Here is a 17200-nt window from a genome sequence, read left to right on the forward strand (position 1 = left end):
CAACGGCAACTGGCACCTCACCCTCGCCACCGCATAAGCAAGAAGGGCTGTCCGGCCTACGGCCGGACAGCCCACGACAAGATCTTCAGCAGCCTTCTAGGCGCGGTCATAGGGTGCCGGACGTGGCCTCGGGCCGGCCCAGGGCCGCGTCCAGCGTCCGGTGCGGGGGCAGCAGCCTGGACAGGCCGGTGGCCCGCATGATGCGCAGGGTGAGCGGGTGGGTGCAGACCACGTGCAGCTGTCCGTCCTGGTCGAGCACCCGGCTGCGGGCGCGGAACAGCAGGCGCAGACCGGAGCAGTCGAAGAACTCGACGTGCCTGAGGTCGATGACGATGCGGCAGTCGGGGCGGGCCGTCACCCCGTCCAGAACGGGGACGATCTCGGCGGACGCGGCGATGTCGATCTCGCCGCGGAACTCCAGGACGGTGTGTCCCCGGTCCTGACGGACCCGCAGATGCCGGGTGAGCGGTGCAGGTTCCTGCTGCACGACGACATCGCCTCCAACCGAACTTCAGGGCTTGCGGAGAGCGCAAGTCCCGCCCCCGCCCTGCAAGTTACCCTCGACGGAGTGAATTTGAGCATGTTCGATTGACATATGTCTTCGAATTGCGGCCTGCAGGTTCACGACAGGCCGGTCCGGACCTTCTGACGGAGCGTCATGGAACGTCAGTCGACCGTCAGGACCAGCTTCCCGGTCGTCCGGCCGGTGTCGCCGAGCCTGTGTGCCTCGGCGGCATCGGCCAGCGGAAACGTCCCGGCGATCGTGGCGCGCAGCTTGCCCGCCTCGACCAGCTCCGCGATCGCCCGCATGCCGCTGTGCGAGGCGTCCACGAGCATCCGGACCGCACGCACACCGAGCCGGTCGGCCTCCTCGTGGAACTCGTCCGAACCGACCGGCAGGATCGACACGGTCACCCCGCCCGGCCGCAGCACACGCAGCGAGCGGACGGAAGTGTCCCCTCCGATCGTGTCCAGCACCACATCGACGTCCTTCACGGCCTCGGCGACGTCGGTCTCCCGGTAGTCGATCGCCTCGTCCACGCCGATCTCGCGCAGGAAGTCGTGCTTGCCCGCACTCGCCGTGCCGACCACATACGCTCCCCGCGCCTTCGCGATCTGCACGGCCACATGCCCGACCCCGCCCGCCGCGGCGTGGATCAGCACCCGCTGTCCGCGCCGCAGCTCCGCGTTCTCGACCAGTGCCTGCCACGCCGTCAGGGACACCAGCGGCAGCGCGCCCGCCTGCGTGTGGTCGATCCCGGCCGGCTTGCGTGTGAAGGCGCGGGCCGGGCCGGTGACGTACTCGGCGTGCGAGCCGTGGCCGAACGGGTACGGCAGCATGCCGAAGACCTCGTCCCCGGGCGTGAACCGCGCGACGCCGATCCCCACGGCCTCGACCACGCCGGAGACGTCCCAGCCCAGGACGAACGGCGGCTCGCCGAGGAACCCGCCCGTCTGCCGGTGCTTCCAGTCGGTCGGGTTGACGCCGGCCGCGCGCACCCGGACCAGCACCTCGTTCGGCCGCGGTGCCGGGCGCTCGATCCGCACTTCCCTGAGGACCCCGGGACCGCCGAGGACGTCCTGACTGATGGCTCGCATCGTGTTCACATCGCTCATGGTGCTCCAGCATTCCGGGGACGGCCCGCCGAGAAAAGTCCGCGTCCCTGCGGCAGCACCTGCATGGCGCGATCGGGGTGTCGCCGCAGGCGTACCGGCGAACGTTCCGGGCCACTGTCACGTCGTAGGAGCGCAACAGCGGCCGAGGAACAGGGGCGGGGATGCGCAGAGGGCTCGTGACGGCGACGGTGCTGGTGGCGACGGCGGCCATGGGGTGCGGGGCCGGGGAGGAGGATGTGATCGTCGACCACGGACCTGCGCCCACGCCCTACAGCGGGCCGCTGTACGTGCCCATGAAGGCGATGGACGGGGACAGTCAGGAAGCCGTGCTCAGCGAGTCGGGTGCCGCGGGGCGGGCGCTGGAGTGCGACGGGGAGATCCACTCGGGCGGCTTCGGCGCGGAGTGGGGCAGGGGAGAGGGCGGCTCCACCCCGGAGGAGGGCCTGAAGCTGTACTTCGCCATCGAGCAGCCGGACGGCCCCACCACCGGCTACCGCAGGGAACGCCGGGAGGACGACCGCGTCCTGTACTCCTTCGACGTGGACGGCAGGACCAAGGTCGCGATCGTCGTCGCCAAGGACCAGAAGAACCGGCCGGGTTGGGGGCCGGAGACCGGCGCGTCCTGCGACCCGGCCGAACGCCCGGCCGCTTTCACCGACTCCAAGGAGTACGAGATCTGGACCGGCCGGGACGGCAAGCGGGTGGCGACCACCACGCTGAGCAGCCACGCCGGTGCGGAGCACTGCGACTGGCAGAATGTGCACTTCCTGGGGATGGGCCGGGGCGCGCACCACAGGCAGTACGTCCGTGATCCCCAGGGGGTGCTCGAAAGTGAGCTGCTCACCGCCCCGTACGACGGGGATGTCCGTATGCCGGGCGGCGCGCACGACACCGGATACCGCTTCAAGGGCTGGCGGTTGTGGCTGACGGACGACCGGAAGACGGCCTACGTCCGCACCCCTGACGGCGTGGAGGCCTGGCCCCTGCTCAGGCAGAGCCTGGGCTGCAAGTGACGCCGGGTCACCGGCTGGCGTGCAGCGCGACCAGCAACTGCCAGACCTGGTCGGCGATCTCCTCGGCGGTGGCCTCCAGGAGCCCGTGCAACCAGTCGGCCAGAACTCCGGCGAAGGTCGCGGCGACCGCCGACGCGACGAGCGGGGCGTCCGCCGCTCCGGCCAGTTCCCGCTCCCGCAGGCTGTAGGCCCGCAGGTCACGGTGGAGCACCCGGCCGAGCGGGCCGCCGCCGCCCGGGCTCAGCAGCGCGCGGTACAGCCCCGCGTGCGGGGTCAGCGACCGGAAGAACTCCGGCAGCGCGGGCGGTGCGTGCAGCGGGTCGGGCCGGCCGCGCCAGGCGTGCAGCGCCTCCACGGCCTCGCGCACGACGTCCGCGCAGGCGTCGACCGCCAGTGCCTCAAGGTCGGCGTAGTGCACGTAGAAGGTGGCCCGGCCGACGCCGGCGCGGCGCACCAGTGCGGCGACACCGACCTCCTCCAGCGGCCGCTCGGCGCACTCGTCCAGGAGGGCCTGGCGCAGCTTCGCCCGGGTGCGCGCGGCCCGCGGGTCCTGGGTCCCGTCGCGGTTCACCGGGCGACGAGGACGGCGGCGAGGGCGAGCGCGCCGGGCAGGGCCTGTGCGAACACGATGCGGCGGTTCGCGGTGACGGCGCCGAAGACGCCCGCGACCACGACGCAGGACAGGAAGAACACCTGGGCGCGGAAGCCGGTGGGGTCGGCGGCGATCAGGCCCCAGACCAGGCCGGCCGCCAGAAACCCGTTGTAGAGGCCCTGGTTGGCGGCCAGCGGGGCGGTCGCCCGCGCCATTTCCCGGTCGAAGCCGTGCAGGGCCCGTCCGGGCTTCTTCTGCCACAGGAACATCTCCATCACCAGGAAGTAGGCGTGCAGCGACGCCACCGTCCCCACCAGCACATTCGCGACCGTTTCCATATCCGGCTCTCCCTCCATGTTGTAGACAGGTGTCCACTATAGCTGGACAGATGTCCATGAGATAGTCCATGGCCAGAGCATCACCGACTGTTCCCTTGATCCGTCCGGAGCGTGAACTCCCTGTGTGGGACTTGGGGCAGGATGCTGAACTGTTGGGCGACCCGGCGCCGCCCCCGCGCGCGCTGCGGCAGTCTCGGCGGCGACGTTGCAGGCAATTAAAGGTATTTATCGATGTGTGGGTTCCTGTCGGAGAGTGACGGAATCCTCACGTCCGGCAGGAGGGCGAGGTTGATCCATTGGGGTGGAAACCCGATAAGCTCCCTTCCGGCGCCGCGAGTTGACGCGACCGCGATCGGTCGTCGTCTCGCGGTGCGTACTCATGAGTGCGGTCCCTTGCACACCCCCATTGTTCGATCGTGTTGCTTCGAAGGATGCAGATGGAACTCGCCACTCCGCCCCCGGCGGCGCGGGCCCCTGTCGCCTGGTACAGCTGGTGGCTGATGCCACTGGCCTTAGGAGGCGGAACGGTTGCCGCGACGTTCATGAGCTCCGAACAGATAGCCGCGGCCGTCGCCGGCACCGCGGCGACGGCCGCCAGCGCCGTCTGTGTACGTTTCCTGATCCGCGCACAGAAGCAGCTGCGCCGGTCCGAGGGCGACTTCCGCACCTCGCAGGCCGAGCACTCGCTGCAGTGGCAGCAGCATGTTGCCGGTCTGGAACGGAAGTTCGTCGCCGAGCGGGCGGCCCTGGAGGCACAGCTCACCGACCAGTCCAGCGTCTACGAGGCCCGGCTGGCCGAGCAGAGCGCCGCCTACGACGCCCAACTGGCCGACCAGTCCCGCGCGTACGAGGAGCGGCTGGCCGACCAGTCCACCTCGTACGAGGCGCAGCTCACCGACCGGGCGGAGGTCTGGCAGGAGCAGCTGACGCATTCCCTGGCCGCGGTCTCCCGGCTCGCCGACGAGCAGCTGCCCGAGGCGCTGCGGCGGCTGCGCGACGGTGACGCCATCGACGACCTCCTGCCGAGCGTCGACCGGGCCTCGAAGGTGACCACCGAACTTCAGGCCGAACTGCGCAAGATCCTCAGGACGTCCCTGATCGGCGTGGAGGAGGAGTTCAACCGCTCGACCTCCGCCGAGCAGGCCGTCATCAGCATGGGCAACCGCATCCATGTGCTCACCAGCAAGCTGCGTGGCCGCCTGCACGAGATGCAGGGCGAGCACGGCCGGCTGCCGGCCGTCGCCCGGGGCCTGATGGAGCTCGACCAGGAGATCGGCCCCGCCGACTGTCTCGCCGCCAGCATCGGCGTGCTCGGCGGCTCGGACCGGCCGGGCCGGCAGTGGCAGGAGCCCCAGCGGCTGCTGAGCGTGATGCGCGGCGGCATCGGCCGGATCAAGGACTTCCACCGGATCGACGTACGCCATCTGCCCGAACTCGGCGTCGACGGCGGTCTGGTGGACCACCTCACGCTGATCTTCGCCCACCTCCTGGACAACGCGGCCCGCTACTCGCCGCCCACCGAGCCGGTGGTCGTCTCCGGCAAGGAGGTGCCGAACGGGGTCGGCATCGAGATCCAGGACTCGGGCAAGGGCCTGAGCGAGGAGAAGAAGCGCGAGGCGGAGCAGGCGCTCGCCGGAACCGGGGCCGGACCGGGCCTCGGCGGTATCTCGGAGGACGCCACCATCGGCCTCAGGGTCGTCGGCATCCTCGCCCGCCGCTACGGCATCCGCGTCACCTTCGCGGACTCGCCCTGGCTCGGCACCTCGGTGGTCGTCGTGGTCCCGCACAAGTACTTCAGTCCGGTCCCCGCGGCCGAACCGGTCGCCGCCGCGCCGGCGGTCCAGGCCGCGGCCGCCGCCCCGGCCGGCGTCGTCGAGGCGGTGGACGTGGCCGGGACGGCCGAAGCCGTGGACACCACGCCGGGCGGACTGCCCCGGCGTCGCAGCAAGCGGTCCGAGGCCGTGCAGCCCAAGCCGGCCGAGCACACCGAGCGGTCCGAGGAGCCGGCCGTGGTGGCCGTCCCGCCGGACGCGTCCTTCGCCGGCCTGGCCGCCTTCGCCACCGCAGGACGCGAGTCCGACGGCGGCGGAACGGGTGACGGCAGCGACCCGACCGCCGGACGCGAGTCCACCGAGCACCGCACTGAAGAGAGCGACTAGTCCACATGACGCAACAGGGAACCGACGTGAGCTGGGCGCTCCGCGATCTGGTGGAGAGCATCCCGGAGATCCGCTTCGCCCTCGTGGCCTCCAGTGACGGCAAGGCCATCACCTCCTTCGGCGCCGAAGACCCCGACGACGTGGACCGTTTCGCGGCCGTCGTGGCCGGTCTGCAGGCGCTGGCCCAGCCGGTCGCCGAGCAGTTCCCCAAGTACGCGGGGCAGCTGCGGCTGGCGATGATCGAGGTCGACGGCGGCCACCTCTTCGTCGTACGGGCGGGTGTGGAGACGTATCTCGGCGTGCTGGCCCGCGAGGGCCTCGACCAGGGACTGCTGGGGCACCAGATGAGGGACCTGGCCCGGCGGATGGGTGAGCTCCTCGGCACCACTCCGCGCCTGGAGGAGCACTCTGGATGAGTGCTCCCCGCCGGCCCACGGACCCGTCCGGTCTCGAGCGCTACTACGTCCTCACCGGAGGACGTAGCGGACCGGGCGGTCCGGCGTCGAGTCTCGACGTGGCGACCCTCATCGTCTCCCGCACCACCCCCGCCCCGGGGATGCAGCACGAGCACGAGGAGATCCTCCGGCGCTGCCGCGATCCGCTGTCGGTGGCCGAACTCGGCGCCCACCTCGGATTGCCCTTCAACATTCTCGCGGTGCTGCTTGCAGATCTGCTCGAGGCGGGCCGCGTCGAAGCCCGTGACCCCATCCCGGCGCACGGCGCCGGCCGCGGGCCCGACCTCGCGCTCCTTGAGGAGGTACTCAGTGGACTTCAAAGGCTTTGACCATCCCGGCCGGCCGGCCGCCGGGGGCACCCGCTCGGTGAAGGTGATGATCGCCGGCGGCTTCGGCACGGGAAAGACCACCATGGTCCGCTCGGTCAGCGACATCAAGCCGCTGACCACCGAGGAGACCCTCACCCAGGCCAGCGCCGACGTCGACCACCTCATCGGCGTCGCGGACAAGACGGAGACCACCGTCAGCCTGGACTTCGGCAAGATCGGCATCAACGACGAGCTGGTGCTCTACCTGTTCGGCACCCCGGGCCAGGAGCGGTTCTGGTTCCTGTGGAACGGCCTGTTCAAGGGCGCGCTCGGCGCGATCGTCCTGGTGGACACCCGTCGCCTCGCCTCCAGCTTCCGGGCGATCGAGGAGATGGAGCGGCAGGACGTCCCCTTCGTCATCGCCCTCAATGTCTTCCCCGACTCCAAGCACCACCCGGTCGAAGAGATCCGGGACGCTCTGGACATCCCCCCGCACACCCCGATCGTGGCCTGCGACGCCCGCGACCGGGCCTCCAGCCGTGACGTACTCATCGCCCTGATCCGTCACTTGAAGGAACGCTCCGCCATCGCACTGGAGCCCCGATGAACGACCAGACCCCACATGGTCCCGACGCCCCCCGCGGCTGCCCCGTCGACCACGGTTCGGCCGAACTGGCCCGACTGTACGGTCCCGAGGCGGCGACCGACCCGCTCGGCATCTACGAGCGGCTGCGCAAGGAGCACGGCTCCGTCGCGCCGGTGCTGCTGGAGGGCGGGATACCCGCCTGGCTGGTCCTGGGCTACCGGGACAGCCGGCGGGTGCTCGACAACCCCCGCCAGTTCACCCGGGACGCGCGGATCTGGCGGGACTGGCGGGAGGGCCGGATCGCGGAGACCTCTCCGCTGATCCCGATGCTCGGCTGGCGCCCCGACTGCGTGTCCCAGGACGGCGAGCCGCACCGCAGGCTGCGCGGCGCCGTCAGCGATGTGCTGCAGGCTGCTGTCGGCCGCGGTATCCGGCGCCACGCCACGCACTTCGCCAACAAGCAGATCGACGCTTTCGCGGACACCGGCCGCGCCGATCTGGTGGCGGACTACGCCGACTATGTGCCGATGCTCGTGATGTCCCGCATTCTGGGGCTTGCCGAGGCGGAGGGGCGCCGGCTGGTCGAGTCCTGCGCCCAGGTACTCAAGGGCGGCGAGGACGCCGTACTGCACGACGGCAGGATCAGGGAGATCTTCGGTGAACTCGCCGAGCGCAGGCGGTCCGAACCCGGCTCCGACCTCGCCACCGGCCTGCTGGAGCATCACGCGGCTCTCGACCACGACGAGGTCGTCCACCACCTGCGCGTGGTGCTGATCGCCGCGCACGTGACGACCAACCTGCTGGCCCGGGTGCTGCAGCTGGTGCTGACCGACGCCTCCCGGCTCTCCGGGCTGATCAGCGGTCAGCTGACCATCTCGGCGGTGGTGGAGGAGGTCATGTGGAACTCTCCGCCGCTGGCCGTCCTGCCGGGGCGCTTCGCCGCCAGCGATGTCGAACTGGGCGGGCACCGCATCGAGGAGGGCGACCTGCTCGTTCTCGGTCTCGCCCCGGGCAACCTCGACCCCGAGGTCCGGCCCGACCCGGGTGTCTCGGTGCACGGCAACCAGGCGCACCTGGCGTTCGGCGCGGGCCCGCACGAGTGCCCCGGGCAGAGCATCGGGCAGTCCATGATCGAGGTTGCGGTGGACGTCCTGCTGCACCGGCTGCCGGGCCTGCGGCTGGCCGTGCCGGCGGATGAGCTCACCACGACCGCCTCCACCTGGGATTCCCGGCTGGACAGGCTGCCGGTCGAATTCCCGGTGTGAGCACGCTGCTGCCCGGTCGGAAACCCGACCGGGCAGCTCCGCAGCCTTACCCGGCCGGCGGGTCGTCCACGGAGCCTCGTCCGGCCGGCTCTGCGGCGGCCGCCGGCCTTCCTTCGCCTCTACTGGGCTTCCGGACTGGATTGAGGCGTCAGCCGTCGAGCCAGTCGCCTGCGACGCCCGTGGGGCGGTATCCCATGGCGTTCCAGAGGAAATGCGGGTGGGCGCAGCCGAACAGGTAGGCGAGCAGTGTGGTGTCTTCCCTCCCGGTTTCCGGGTCGTGCAGGGTGTAGAAGTACTCACATCCGACTGCGCCGGCGTCTTCCTGGACCTGACGGGCGCGCGCCGGGGACGGCGCGGCGCCGGATGCCTCCACGGCGGCTATGTAGGTGCGGCGCAAGATCTCCCATGCGGTATCGGTGTTGCCCGACCAGGGGCCGTGCAGTGCTTCGAAGGCATGGAGCTCGGCGTCGAAGAGAGGCCATGTCTCGGGGTACTGGGCTCGGCAGCGTGCGGACAGCTCGGCGGTCCGGGTGCTCAGTTCTGGTGCGGTGGGCCGCGGGGTGATGGTGAGGGTGGTGCCGTGGGTGAGGATGCCGGCGCATGCGTTGGGCTGCAGGTCGCACAGCGGGCACTCCTGGGCCGGGGGGAGGTCCTGGGTGATGCCGTCGAACCACAGGGCGTGGCGGCCCGTGAGCCCCAACCAGGCGACCGTGCTGGTCATCAGCCAGGTGTTCCACATCGGGGGATGCGCTTCGGGCATGCAGCCGTACTTGACGAGGGCGATGGCGCAGGCGGCGTAGAGGGCCTTGGTGTGGGTGGGCATCTCGGCAAGCCAGAAGTTGCTGATCTCGCCGGTGAGGGAGTCGGCCCGTACGTCGGCCATGTCGTCGATGACGCGGCACAGCAGCAGGGAGGCGAGGTGTTCTTCCTGCCAGAGTTCGGTGTCGGGTGAGACGTGCCAGAACAGGCAGTCCAGCATCTGCAGGAGAGCGTAGGTGCTCTGGCTGAGTGGGTTGGTCTGGGGGAGCATGACGCTGCCCGCCTGGTGCTGTTGGAGCCAGTACTCGTCGGCGGATCGCTTATGGGCTGCGTAGAGTCCGCAGACCAGGGCCCGTGCGCTGTTGGTGCTGAAACTCTCGGCCAGGCGGCCTTCGACGAGCTCGGTGAGGCGCGTGGTGTCGATGGTGTCGATCACGCGTTTGTACTCGTGGAAGACGAGGATGTCGTCTTCGAAGCCCTGGCGGTGGCCAAGGTCTCGTTCAAGGTCGTTCATCTGCCGGACCAAGGACCATCCACCGGTGAGGACGCTGTCGAGTTCCCGGCGGTACGGCCAGGTCTTGACGGTGAGGGGACGGCCGGCGCTCTGCCGCCAACGGTAGTCATCCAGGGTGCGTGCGGGGGGCGTGGGCAGCCGACGGCACAGAGGGCAGGCGCAGACGGTTGGTTGCTCCTCTGTCTGCTCCTCCTCGCGCGGCGGGGTGAGTGCCCGGCTCCTCCAGGCCCCTTCCAGCATCGTGCAGGTCAGTCGGCAGACCTCAATATCGGTGCTGACTTGGGGGAAGGCCGCTTCGATCATGCGCAGGCCGGCGTCGAGGTGCCTCAACCTGGCGTAGCCCTCCTCGTCGGGCGGGAGGAACGCGCGCGACGCCAGTTCGAGGGCTCCCTCCACGTGCAGCGTGGTGCTGGATTGGGGGGATATGAGTGCGTCGAGCCGCTGTTGAGCGGCGTTCTGGCCGTTCTGGTACTGCTCCGTGCTCCCCTTGATGCGTTTCCCCATGAGGCGGGCCAGGGCGTTGCCCGCTTCCGCGGGCTGGAGCTGGGCGCTTGGCTGCGCCGGGATCAAGCTGTCGGCGGACGCCTTCGGAACTGCACCTACGGCTCGAGTTTTCACACCGGTCTCCCTGTCAAGCTGTGGTCCTGGCAACGGAATCGATCGACCGTGTTTGTCGGCCGGCCCGCCCCTGTCGAAGCACTTCTGCTGCAGGACGAGCACCTGCATCGCCGCCTCATCCGTGTTGATCAGGAAGCACTCGCGGCCCATGAGAGGGCAGGTCGAACCTGACGTCCTGAGGCATGCGCTTCCTTTCGGGAGACGGACCGCAGAGTCCCCCCGGCCCTGCGAACGGGCGGTCGTCACGACCGCCCGCGCACTCGAACTGGGCTTCGCAGAACGAAAGTTGAACCGGGAAGCGGTACGAGACTGCCCAGAGCGTAAATGATCTACACCGTGGTCCGGCCGTGATCTGGGTTACTGCTCAAGCCTCATGAGCTGCGTATACTCGCGCGCCCCCACGTACGTGAGCGCGACCTTCGTCCCCGCGATCTCCTGTGCCGGCCCGTCGAACGGATCGCGGTCCAGGACCACCAGATCCGCCAGTGCTCCCTCCCGTACCCGGCCGGTGTCGTCGAGATGGTTCACATGGGCCGAGCCCGCCGTGTAGGCGCAGATCGCCTCGGCGAGTCCGATTCTTACGGCGGGCAGGAACACCGGCGTGTCGCCGTCCGGTGTCATACGGTCGACCGCCACATGGATGCCCTGGAGCTGATCGGGGCTGCTGACCGGCCAGTCGCTGCCCGCGGCGAGCGTGGCCCCGGAGCGCAGCAGCGCCCCGAACGGGTACTGCCACGCCGCCCGTTCGGCGCCCAGGAAGGGGATCGTCAGCTCGTCCATCTGCGGTTCGTGCGCGGCCCACAGCGGCTGGATGTTCGCGATGGCACCCAACTGCGCGAAGCGTGGCACGTCGTCGGGGTGCACGACCTGAAGATGCGCCAGATGCGGCCGGGTGTCGCTGGGCCCGTTCGCGGTGCGCGCGGCCTCGACGGCGTCCAGGGCGTCGCGTACGGCACGGTCGCCCAGCGCGTGGAAATCGCACTGGAAGCCGAACGCGTCCAACTCGGCCACGTATCGGGGAAGATGGTCCGCGTCGATGAAGCTGGTGCCGCGGTTGGCGGTGGCGCAGCCGCACCCGTCGAGGTGGGGGTCGAGGAGCGCGGCCGTGCCCGTCTCCGCCACTCCCCGGGCCGCCCGGGAGACGGAGACCGCGGTGTGGCGGGCGACCTACGCCCGGCTGCCCGCCGGCACCCACCCGCACATCGCAGCGACGGCCCGCCATCTGGTCGCCGACATGCGGCACAGCTCCTACCCGGCGGCCCTGGAGCTGCTGCTGAGCGCCGCGGCGGCACGGCTGGCGGAGATCCGGGCACAGGACTGACCGCCGACTGAAACGGCGCGGCCGGGATATCCGACAGACACAGGGCGCGGTGCACGAACGCCCGCGCACCGGACCATCGGAGGAGACATGGCACTGGTGAAAGCGGGGGTCGTCGTGCTCGACTGCGCCGAACCCGAGAGGCTCGCGGTGTTCTACAAGGAGCTGCTGGAGGCCGAGGAGACGGACGCGACCGCCAACCGCGTGGAGATCAGGGGCGCCGACGGGACGCGGCTGGCGTTCCGCCGTGATGTGAACGCCACGCCGCCCAGCTGGCCGCGTCCCGAGAACGCCCTCCAGGCCCATCTGGACTTCGTGGTGGAGGATCTGGACGAGGCGGAGCGCAGGGTGGTCGGGCTCGGCGGGCGTCCACTGGCGACGAAGGACGCCCCCGGCCCCTTCGAGGAGCGCTGCTACTCCGACCCGGCGGGCCACTCCTTCACCCTGCGCCTCGTCCCGTCGACCGCACCCAAGCAGGGCTGAGTCAGTCCCGGCCGCCCTTCTCCGAGCTCGGCCAGACACCCGTGGAGCGCTCGATGGCCTTCGCGCCCGTACGGTCCGCCGCGCTGCGCATCACGGCGAAGATGGCGCCCTGGACCGCTGCGGCCAGCAGGATCTCGGCCCAGCCGCGGTCCTTGTCCAGCGCGTCGGGAGCGTCGTCCTCGTGTCGGATCGCCTTCCACGTCTTGCGGAAGGCGAGTCCCGCCAGGGCTCCGCTCGTCCAGCCGAGGACGAACCCGAGCGGCTTGTAAGCGAGGGGGAGTTTCTTCTTCTTGGCCACGTGAGTCTCCTTGTGCTGTGTGCGTCACCGGGGTCAGGGCCTGCCCTGCGGCCGTACCTCCTCCTCGGCGCGGACCGGCCCCGGCGGCGTCCCGTCGCCGAACGGGCGGCCGCCCAGCAGCTGACGGTGATGCGGTGTCAGCCAGCCGGACGGGTCCGGCCCGAGGGGCACGATGCCGGTCGGGTTGATGCCGGTGTGCACCTGGTAGTAGTGCCGCTTGATGTGGTCGAAGTCGACGGTGTCACCGAAGCCGGGCGTCTGGAAGAGATCGCGGGCATACGCCCACAGCACCTCGTTCTCCGTCAGTTTCCAGCGGTTGCACTTGAAGTGGCCGTGGTAGACGGCGTCGAAGCGGACCAGCGTGGTGAACAGCCGGATGTCCGCCTCGGTGATCGTGTCCCCGACGAGGTAGCGCTGCCGGGCCAGCCGCGGTGTCAGCAGATCGAGCCGCTGGAAGACGCCCGCGCACGCGGCCTCGTACTCCTCCTGGTCCGTGGCGAAGCCCGCCCGGTACACGCCGTTGTTGACGTCCTCGTAGACGTCCTCCATCACCTCGTCGATCTCGTCGCGCAGCGCCCGCGGATACAGGTCGGGCGCCCCCTGACGGTGCAGGGCCGTCCATTCGGTGGCCAGGTCGAGGGTGATCTGCTGGAAGTCGTTGGTGACCAGCTTCCCGCTGGGGACGTCCACGATCGCGGGCACGCTCACCCCGCCCGGGTAGTCGGTCTCCCGCCGGTCGTAGGCCTCGCTGAGGAAACGGATGCCGAGGACCGGGTCGCGGCCGTCCGCATCGAGGGTGAAGCGCCAGCTGCGGTCGTCCTGGATCGGGTCGGCGACGGCGAGGGACAGGGCGTTTTCCAGCCCGAGGAGCCGCCGGGACACCAGCGCCCGGCTCGCCCACGGGCAGGCACGGCTGACCACCAGACGGTAGCGGCCGGCCTCCACCGGCCATCCGTCCCGGCCGTCCGCGGTGATCCGGTCCGTGAAGTGGCTCTTGGACCGCGTGAACGTTTTCCTGCCGTACCCGCGGTTGCCGACGTCGCCGCCGCTCATGGTTCCTCCCTGTGCTCATGGGTACCGAAGCCCTGGGCTCATGGGCCCCTGAAGACCGCGTTCCCCGAAATCCGCGGACGGCACGGTGTGAGAAACGGGGACCGGGGCAGTCGGCGTAAGTGAGTGGCACAGGTACGGATCGGACGGCAGACCGGAAGACCCGCGTCACGGTGCTGGTGGCGCTTCTGGCCAACCTGGTGATCGCGGTCGCCAAGGTGATCGGGGGCCTGATCGCGGGATCGCCCGCGCTGCTGTCGGAGGCGGCGCACTCCGTGGCCGACAGCCTGAACGAAATCTTCCTTCTCGCGGCCCTGCGCCGAAGCCGCCGCCCCGCCGACGAGCGGCATCCCTTCGGCTACGGCAAGGAACGGTTCTTCTGGTCGTTCCTCGCCGCCGTCGGGATCTTCGTGATGGGCGGCTGCTTCTCCTTCTTCCAGGGCTTCGAGGCCCTCAGGAACGGCGCCGAGGAGAAGTTCAGCGGCTATGCGGCGGGTCTGATCGTGCTCGCCGTCGCCTTGGTGGCCGAGGGGGTCTCGCTGCTGCGGGCCATGCACCAGGTGCACCGGCAGGGCGGCACGGGAAATGTGCATGACCCGGCCCTGCGCACCGTAGTCGCCGAGGACGGCACGGCGGTCCTCGGCGTGAGCCTCGCCATGGTCGGCATGGCGCTGCACATGGCGACCGGGCAGGTGGTCTGGGAGGCCTCCGCCTCGCTGGCCATCGGCGGGCTGCTCGTGTTCGTGGCCTGCCGGCTGGGCCGCGACGCCCGCGACCAGCTGATCGGGGAGGCCATGGACCCGCGGACCACCGCGAGGATCCGCTCCCTGCTGGCGGCACAGCCCGAGATCGACAGCGTGGAGGCGCTGTACACGATGCGGACGGGGCTCGACTCGAGCCTGGTCGCCGCCAGGGTCGACCTGGTGCCCGGCCTGGACAGCGAGGAGGTCGAGGAGGTCGCCGTCCGCATCAAGAGGTCCGTCGCCCGTACGGTGCCCGAGGCGGGCGAGATCTTCCTCGATGTGACCGACCGCCCCGCGATGGAGGCGCGAGGGAGCCCCGCCGCGACGGGGGAGCGCGGCGGGGCCTGAGGCACGCGTTCCCGGCGGTCACCGGTTCATGCCTCACCGGACCAAGATTTTTCCGGCCGGGTCAGCTGCCTTCGGCGGGCTCCAGGACGAAGAGGGGGATCTCCCGCTCCGTCTTCTTCTGGTACTCGGCGTACGGCGGGTACGCCCGCACGGCCCGCTCCCACCACTCGGCCTTCTCCGCACCGGTGACCTCACGGGCCGTCATGTCCTGCTTGGAGGGTCCGTCCTGCAGCTCCACCTGGGGATGTGCCTTGACGTTGTGGTACCACACCGGGTTGCTGGGCGCCCCGCCCAGCGACGCGACCGCCGCATAGCGCCCCTCGTGCTCCACCCGCATCAGCGGAGTCTTGCGGATCTTGCCGCTCCTGACTCCGCGGGTGGTCAGCACGATGACGGGCAGACCGTAGCCCGGCAGGGTCGTTCCCTTCGTGCCGCCGGAGCTCTCGTACAACTCGACGTGCTCACGCACCCACTGTGTCGGACTGGGTTCGTACTGGCCCTCAAGAGGCATGGCTTCCGTCCCGTCGTCGGTCACGGCTGATTTGCACCGGGGTCAACACCGTTGCGCCCAGGATTCATCCGTACCGCGCAGGGATGGTCACGCGGGCCCCGTCAGCATCTGTACGGCCAGCGCCGTGATCACCCCGCTCGACGCCAACGCCGTCCACAGCCGCCCCCGATGACCCGTCAGGGCCCGGCCCAGCAGGGCGCCGCCCCCGGCGAGCAGCAGCTGCCAGCTCGCGGACGCGGCAAAGGCCGCCAGGACGAACACCCCCTGTTCCAGGGGCCGTACGGTGTCCTCGGCGCGCGTGCCGAGCACCAGGGCCGCGAAGTAGACGACCGTGGTGGGGTTGAGCAGGGTGATCCCGAGCAGGGACACAAAGGCCCGTGCGGGGCCCGGGGGAGGCGGGTCGGCCCGGGTGGTGAGCCGGTGGCCGCGGTACTGGCGTACGGCGGTGACGGCGCCCCGGGCCGCCAGCGCGAGCAGCACCAGGGCGGAGGCCCAGCGCAGCGGCACCAGCGCGGGCCGCAGTGCTTGGGCGAGGACGGAGCCGCCGAGCGTGGCCACGAGGGCGTAGAGCCCGTCGGCGGTCGCCACGCCGAGTGCCGCGCAGATGCCGGTGCGCAGGGAGGTCCGGGCGGTGAGGGAGACGAGGTAGGCCGCGACCGCGCCGACGGGCACGGCGATGCCGTAGCCCGCGAGCAGCCCCGCGACGAGCGCGGCGGTCACGACCGCGCGGACATCGGCCCCCGCGATCGGCCGGACCGCTGCTGACCTCGCACCCGACGAACGGCGGTGGCGGTCGGAGTCAGCAGGATCAGGGTGGTAGCCATGGCCTGATCCTGCGGCCGGCGGCCGGGCGACGACAACCGGTTTTCCGCGGCTCCGAGCAGGCGGTACGGCCGTCGCTCTCCGGCCAGATTCCCCGGTTCGCCGATCTGGCCGAACATGACGTCGCCGTATAGGTGCCCGGGGCATCTAATGAGGACCGGCACGACGCACTCATCGTTCTCCTGCGAGGTCTTCCATGACGGAAACGGAACCCGTCGCCTTCCCCCAGGACCGGACCTGCCCCTACCACCCGCCCCCCGCCTACGACCCGCTGCGGGCCGCCCGCCCGCTGACCCGGATCACGCTCTACGACGGCCGTCCGGCCTGGCTGGTCAGCGGACACGCCGTCGCCCGCGAGCTCCTGGCCGACCAGCGCCTGTCCACCGACCGCACCCGCGCCGGCTTCCCGACGCCCACCGAACGCTTCGCCGCGGTGAGCAACCGGACGGTCGCGCTGCTCGGCGTCGACGACCCCCGGCACCGTGTCCAGCGCCGGATGATGATCCCCGCCTTCACCCTCAAACGTGCCACCGAGCTGCGTCCCGAGATCCTGCGGATCGTGAACGAGCAGATCGACGCGATGATCGCGCACGGCCCGCCCGCGGACCTGGTGACCGCCTTCGCGCTGCCCGTGCCCTCGATGGTGATCTGCGCGTTGCTCGGCGTTCCCTACGCCGACCACGACTTCTTCGAGGGGCAGACACGGCGGCTGCTGCGCGGCCCGACGGCCGCCGACACACGGGACGCACGCGACCGACTGGACGCCTACTTCGAGGAGTTGATCGACCGCAAGCAGAAACAGCCGGAACCCGGTGGCGGCCTGCTGGACGAACTCGTCCACCAGCAGCTGCGCGAGGGCGAACTCGGCCGTGAGGAGCTGATCGCCCTGGCGACCATCCTGCTGGTCGCGGGGCACGAGACGACCGCCAACATGATCTCCCTCGGCACCTACACCCTGCTCCAGCACCCCGGGCGGCTGGCCGAGTTGCGCCGCGATCCCGCCTTGCTGCCCGCCGCGGTGGAGGAGCTGATGCGGCTGCTGTCGATCGCGGACGGGCTGCTGCGGATGGCCACCGAGGACATCGAAGTGGCCGGGGCGACGATCCGGGCCGGCGACGGAGTGGTCTTCGCGACCTCGGTGATCAACCGGGACGAGGACGCCTACCCCGAACCGGACACCCTGGACTGGCACCGGTCGGCCCGCCACCATGTGGCGTTCGGCTTCGGCATCCACCAGTGCCTCGGCCAGAACCTGGCCCGGGCCGAGCTGGAGATCGCCCTGAGCACCCTCTTCGACCGGCTGCCCACGCTCCGCCTCGCCGCCCCGGCCGACGAGATCCCGTTCAAGCCCGGCGACACGATCCAGGGGATGCTGGAACTCCCCGTGACCTGGTGAGAGGCCC

Annotated in this window: 18 protein-coding genes and 2 pseudogenes; 10 read left to right on the plus strand and 10 right to left on the minus strand. The window is 70.5% G+C overall.

Annotated features, from left to right (window positions below; all coding sequences use genetic code 11):
• Window positions 1-106: 106 nt before the first annotated feature.
• On the minus strand, window positions 107-487 hold the full coding sequence (locus tag F7R91_RS36055; protein WP_150957089.1) for an anti-sigma factor antagonist: 381 nt from the start codon (window positions 485-487) through the stop codon (window positions 107-109).
• Window positions 488-666: 179 nt separating this feature from the next.
• Entirely contained in the window at window positions 667-1617 is a 951-nt protein-coding gene (locus F7R91_RS36060; protein WP_150957092.1) for an NADP-dependent oxidoreductase, read from the minus strand.
• Between the two features lie 161 nt (window positions 1618-1778).
• On the opposite strand from F7R91_RS36060, the gene F7R91_RS36065 reads away from it, so the two are divergent.
• The gene (locus F7R91_RS36065; RefSeq protein WP_150957096.1) at window positions 1779-2630 is read left to right on the plus strand and encodes a hypothetical protein; all 852 of its coding nucleotides are present in this window, start codon (window positions 1779-1781) and stop codon (window positions 2628-2630) included.
• A gap of 7 nt (window positions 2631-2637) precedes the next feature.
• On the opposite strand, the gene F7R91_RS36070 is transcribed toward F7R91_RS36065, so the two are convergent.
• Both F7R91_RS36070 and F7R91_RS36075 read right to left on the minus strand, forming a co-directional pair.
• Entirely contained in the window at window positions 2638-3201 is a 564-nt protein-coding gene (locus tag F7R91_RS36070) for a TetR/AcrR family transcriptional regulator (protein WP_150957098.1), read from the minus strand.
• Window positions 3198-3560, minus strand: a complete 363-nt coding sequence (locus F7R91_RS36075) for a DUF1304 domain-containing protein (protein ID WP_150957101.1) — start codon at window positions 3558-3560, stop codon at window positions 3198-3200. Before F7R91_RS36075 ends, F7R91_RS36070 begins: the two co-directional genes overlap by 4 nt.
• Window positions 3561-3997: 437 nt before the next feature.
• On the opposite strand from F7R91_RS36075, the gene F7R91_RS36080 reads away from it, so the two are divergent.
• From F7R91_RS36080 to F7R91_RS36100, 5 genes are read left to right on the plus strand one after another with little or no spacing between them, the layout of a single operon-like run.
• On the plus strand, window positions 3998-5719 hold the full coding sequence (locus tag F7R91_RS36080) for an ATP-binding protein (protein ID WP_150957104.1): 1722 nt from the start codon (window positions 3998-4000) through the stop codon (window positions 5717-5719).
• A 5-nt stretch (window positions 5720-5724) separates the two neighbouring features.
• Window positions 5725-6135, plus strand: a complete 411-nt coding sequence (locus F7R91_RS36085; protein ID WP_030043913.1) for a roadblock/LC7 domain-containing protein — start codon at window positions 5725-5727, stop codon at window positions 6133-6135.
• On the plus strand, window positions 6132-6503 hold the full coding sequence (locus tag F7R91_RS36090; protein ID WP_150957108.1) for a DUF742 domain-containing protein: 372 nt from the start codon (window positions 6132-6134) through the stop codon (window positions 6501-6503). The genes F7R91_RS36085 and F7R91_RS36090 overlap by 4 nt, the downstream gene beginning before the upstream one ends.
• On the plus strand, window positions 6484-7089 hold the full coding sequence (locus F7R91_RS36095; RefSeq protein ID WP_150957111.1) for a GTP-binding protein: 606 nt from the start codon (window positions 6484-6486) through the stop codon (window positions 7087-7089). The genes F7R91_RS36090 and F7R91_RS36095 overlap by 20 nt, the downstream gene beginning before the upstream one ends.
• Window positions 7086-8333 (plus strand): cytochrome P450, encoded by a 1248-nt coding sequence (locus tag F7R91_RS36100; RefSeq protein ID WP_150957114.1) that lies wholly within the window; start codon window positions 7086-7088, stop codon window positions 8331-8333. Before F7R91_RS36095 ends, F7R91_RS36100 begins: the two co-directional genes overlap by 4 nt.
• Before the next feature lie 148 nt (window positions 8334-8481).
• Here F7R91_RS36100 and F7R91_RS36105 read toward each other — a convergent pair whose 3' ends face one another.
• A complete protein-coding gene (locus F7R91_RS36105) occupies window positions 8482-10224 on the minus strand; it encodes a hypothetical protein (RefSeq protein ID WP_225320990.1) in 1743 nt (580 codons plus the stop codon).
• Between the two features lie 364 nt (window positions 10225-10588).
• Window positions 10589-11385 (minus strand): annotated as a pseudogene (locus F7R91_RS36110) (amidohydrolase); the annotation flags it as partial.
• Between F7R91_RS36110 and F7R91_RS36115 the strand changes: the two are divergent.
• Window positions 11339-11545: pseudogene (locus tag F7R91_RS36115) on the plus strand (TetR/AcrR family transcriptional regulator); the annotation flags it as partial. The pseudogenes F7R91_RS36110 and F7R91_RS36115 overlap by 47 nt on opposite strands.
• 87 nt (window positions 11546-11632) lie before the next feature.
• Window positions 11633-12025, plus strand: a complete 393-nt coding sequence (locus F7R91_RS36120) for a VOC family protein (protein ID WP_150957117.1) — start codon at window positions 11633-11635, stop codon at window positions 12023-12025.
• A gap of 1 nt (window position 12026) precedes the next feature.
• Here F7R91_RS36120 and F7R91_RS36125 read toward each other — a convergent pair whose 3' ends face one another.
• Window positions 12027-12323, minus strand: a complete 297-nt coding sequence (locus tag F7R91_RS36125) for a DUF4235 domain-containing protein (protein WP_150957120.1) — start codon at window positions 12321-12323, stop codon at window positions 12027-12029.
• Window positions 12324-12356: 33 nt separating this feature from the next.
• Window positions 12357-13376, minus strand: a complete 1020-nt coding sequence (locus F7R91_RS36130) for a glutathione S-transferase family protein (protein WP_150957123.1) — start codon at window positions 13374-13376, stop codon at window positions 12357-12359.
• Window positions 13377-13495: 119 nt separating this feature from the next.
• Here F7R91_RS36130 and F7R91_RS36135 point away from each other — a divergent pair, with 119 nt between their 5' ends.
• Window positions 13496-14464: a cation diffusion facilitator family transporter gene (locus F7R91_RS36135; RefSeq protein ID WP_150957127.1), complete on the plus strand. Its 969-nt coding sequence runs from the start codon at window positions 13496-13498 to the stop codon at window positions 14462-14464.
• 61 nt (window positions 14465-14525) lie between these two features.
• On the opposite strand, the gene F7R91_RS36140 is transcribed toward F7R91_RS36135, so the two are convergent.
• A complete protein-coding gene (locus tag F7R91_RS36140) occupies window positions 14526-14975 on the minus strand; it encodes a nitroreductase family deazaflavin-dependent oxidoreductase (protein ID WP_150957265.1) in 450 nt (149 codons plus the stop codon).
• 87 nt (window positions 14976-15062) lie between these two features.
• Complete coding sequence (locus F7R91_RS36145; protein WP_150957130.1) at window positions 15063-15695, minus strand: LysE family transporter; 633 nt, start codon at window positions 15693-15695, stop codon at window positions 15063-15065.
• A 298-nt stretch (window positions 15696-15993) separates the two neighbouring features.
• Between F7R91_RS36145 and F7R91_RS36150 the strand changes: the two genes are divergently transcribed.
• Complete coding sequence (locus F7R91_RS36150; protein WP_150957133.1) at window positions 15994-17193, plus strand: cytochrome P450; 1200 nt, start codon at window positions 15994-15996, stop codon at window positions 17191-17193.
• The last annotated feature ends 7 nt before the right edge of the window (window positions 17194-17200 follow it).

It is taken from the genome of Streptomyces luteolifulvus (assembly GCF_008806595.1).
GTDB classification, from domain to species: Bacteria; Actinomycetota; Actinomycetes; order Streptomycetales; family Streptomycetaceae; genus Streptomyces; species Streptomyces luteolifulvus.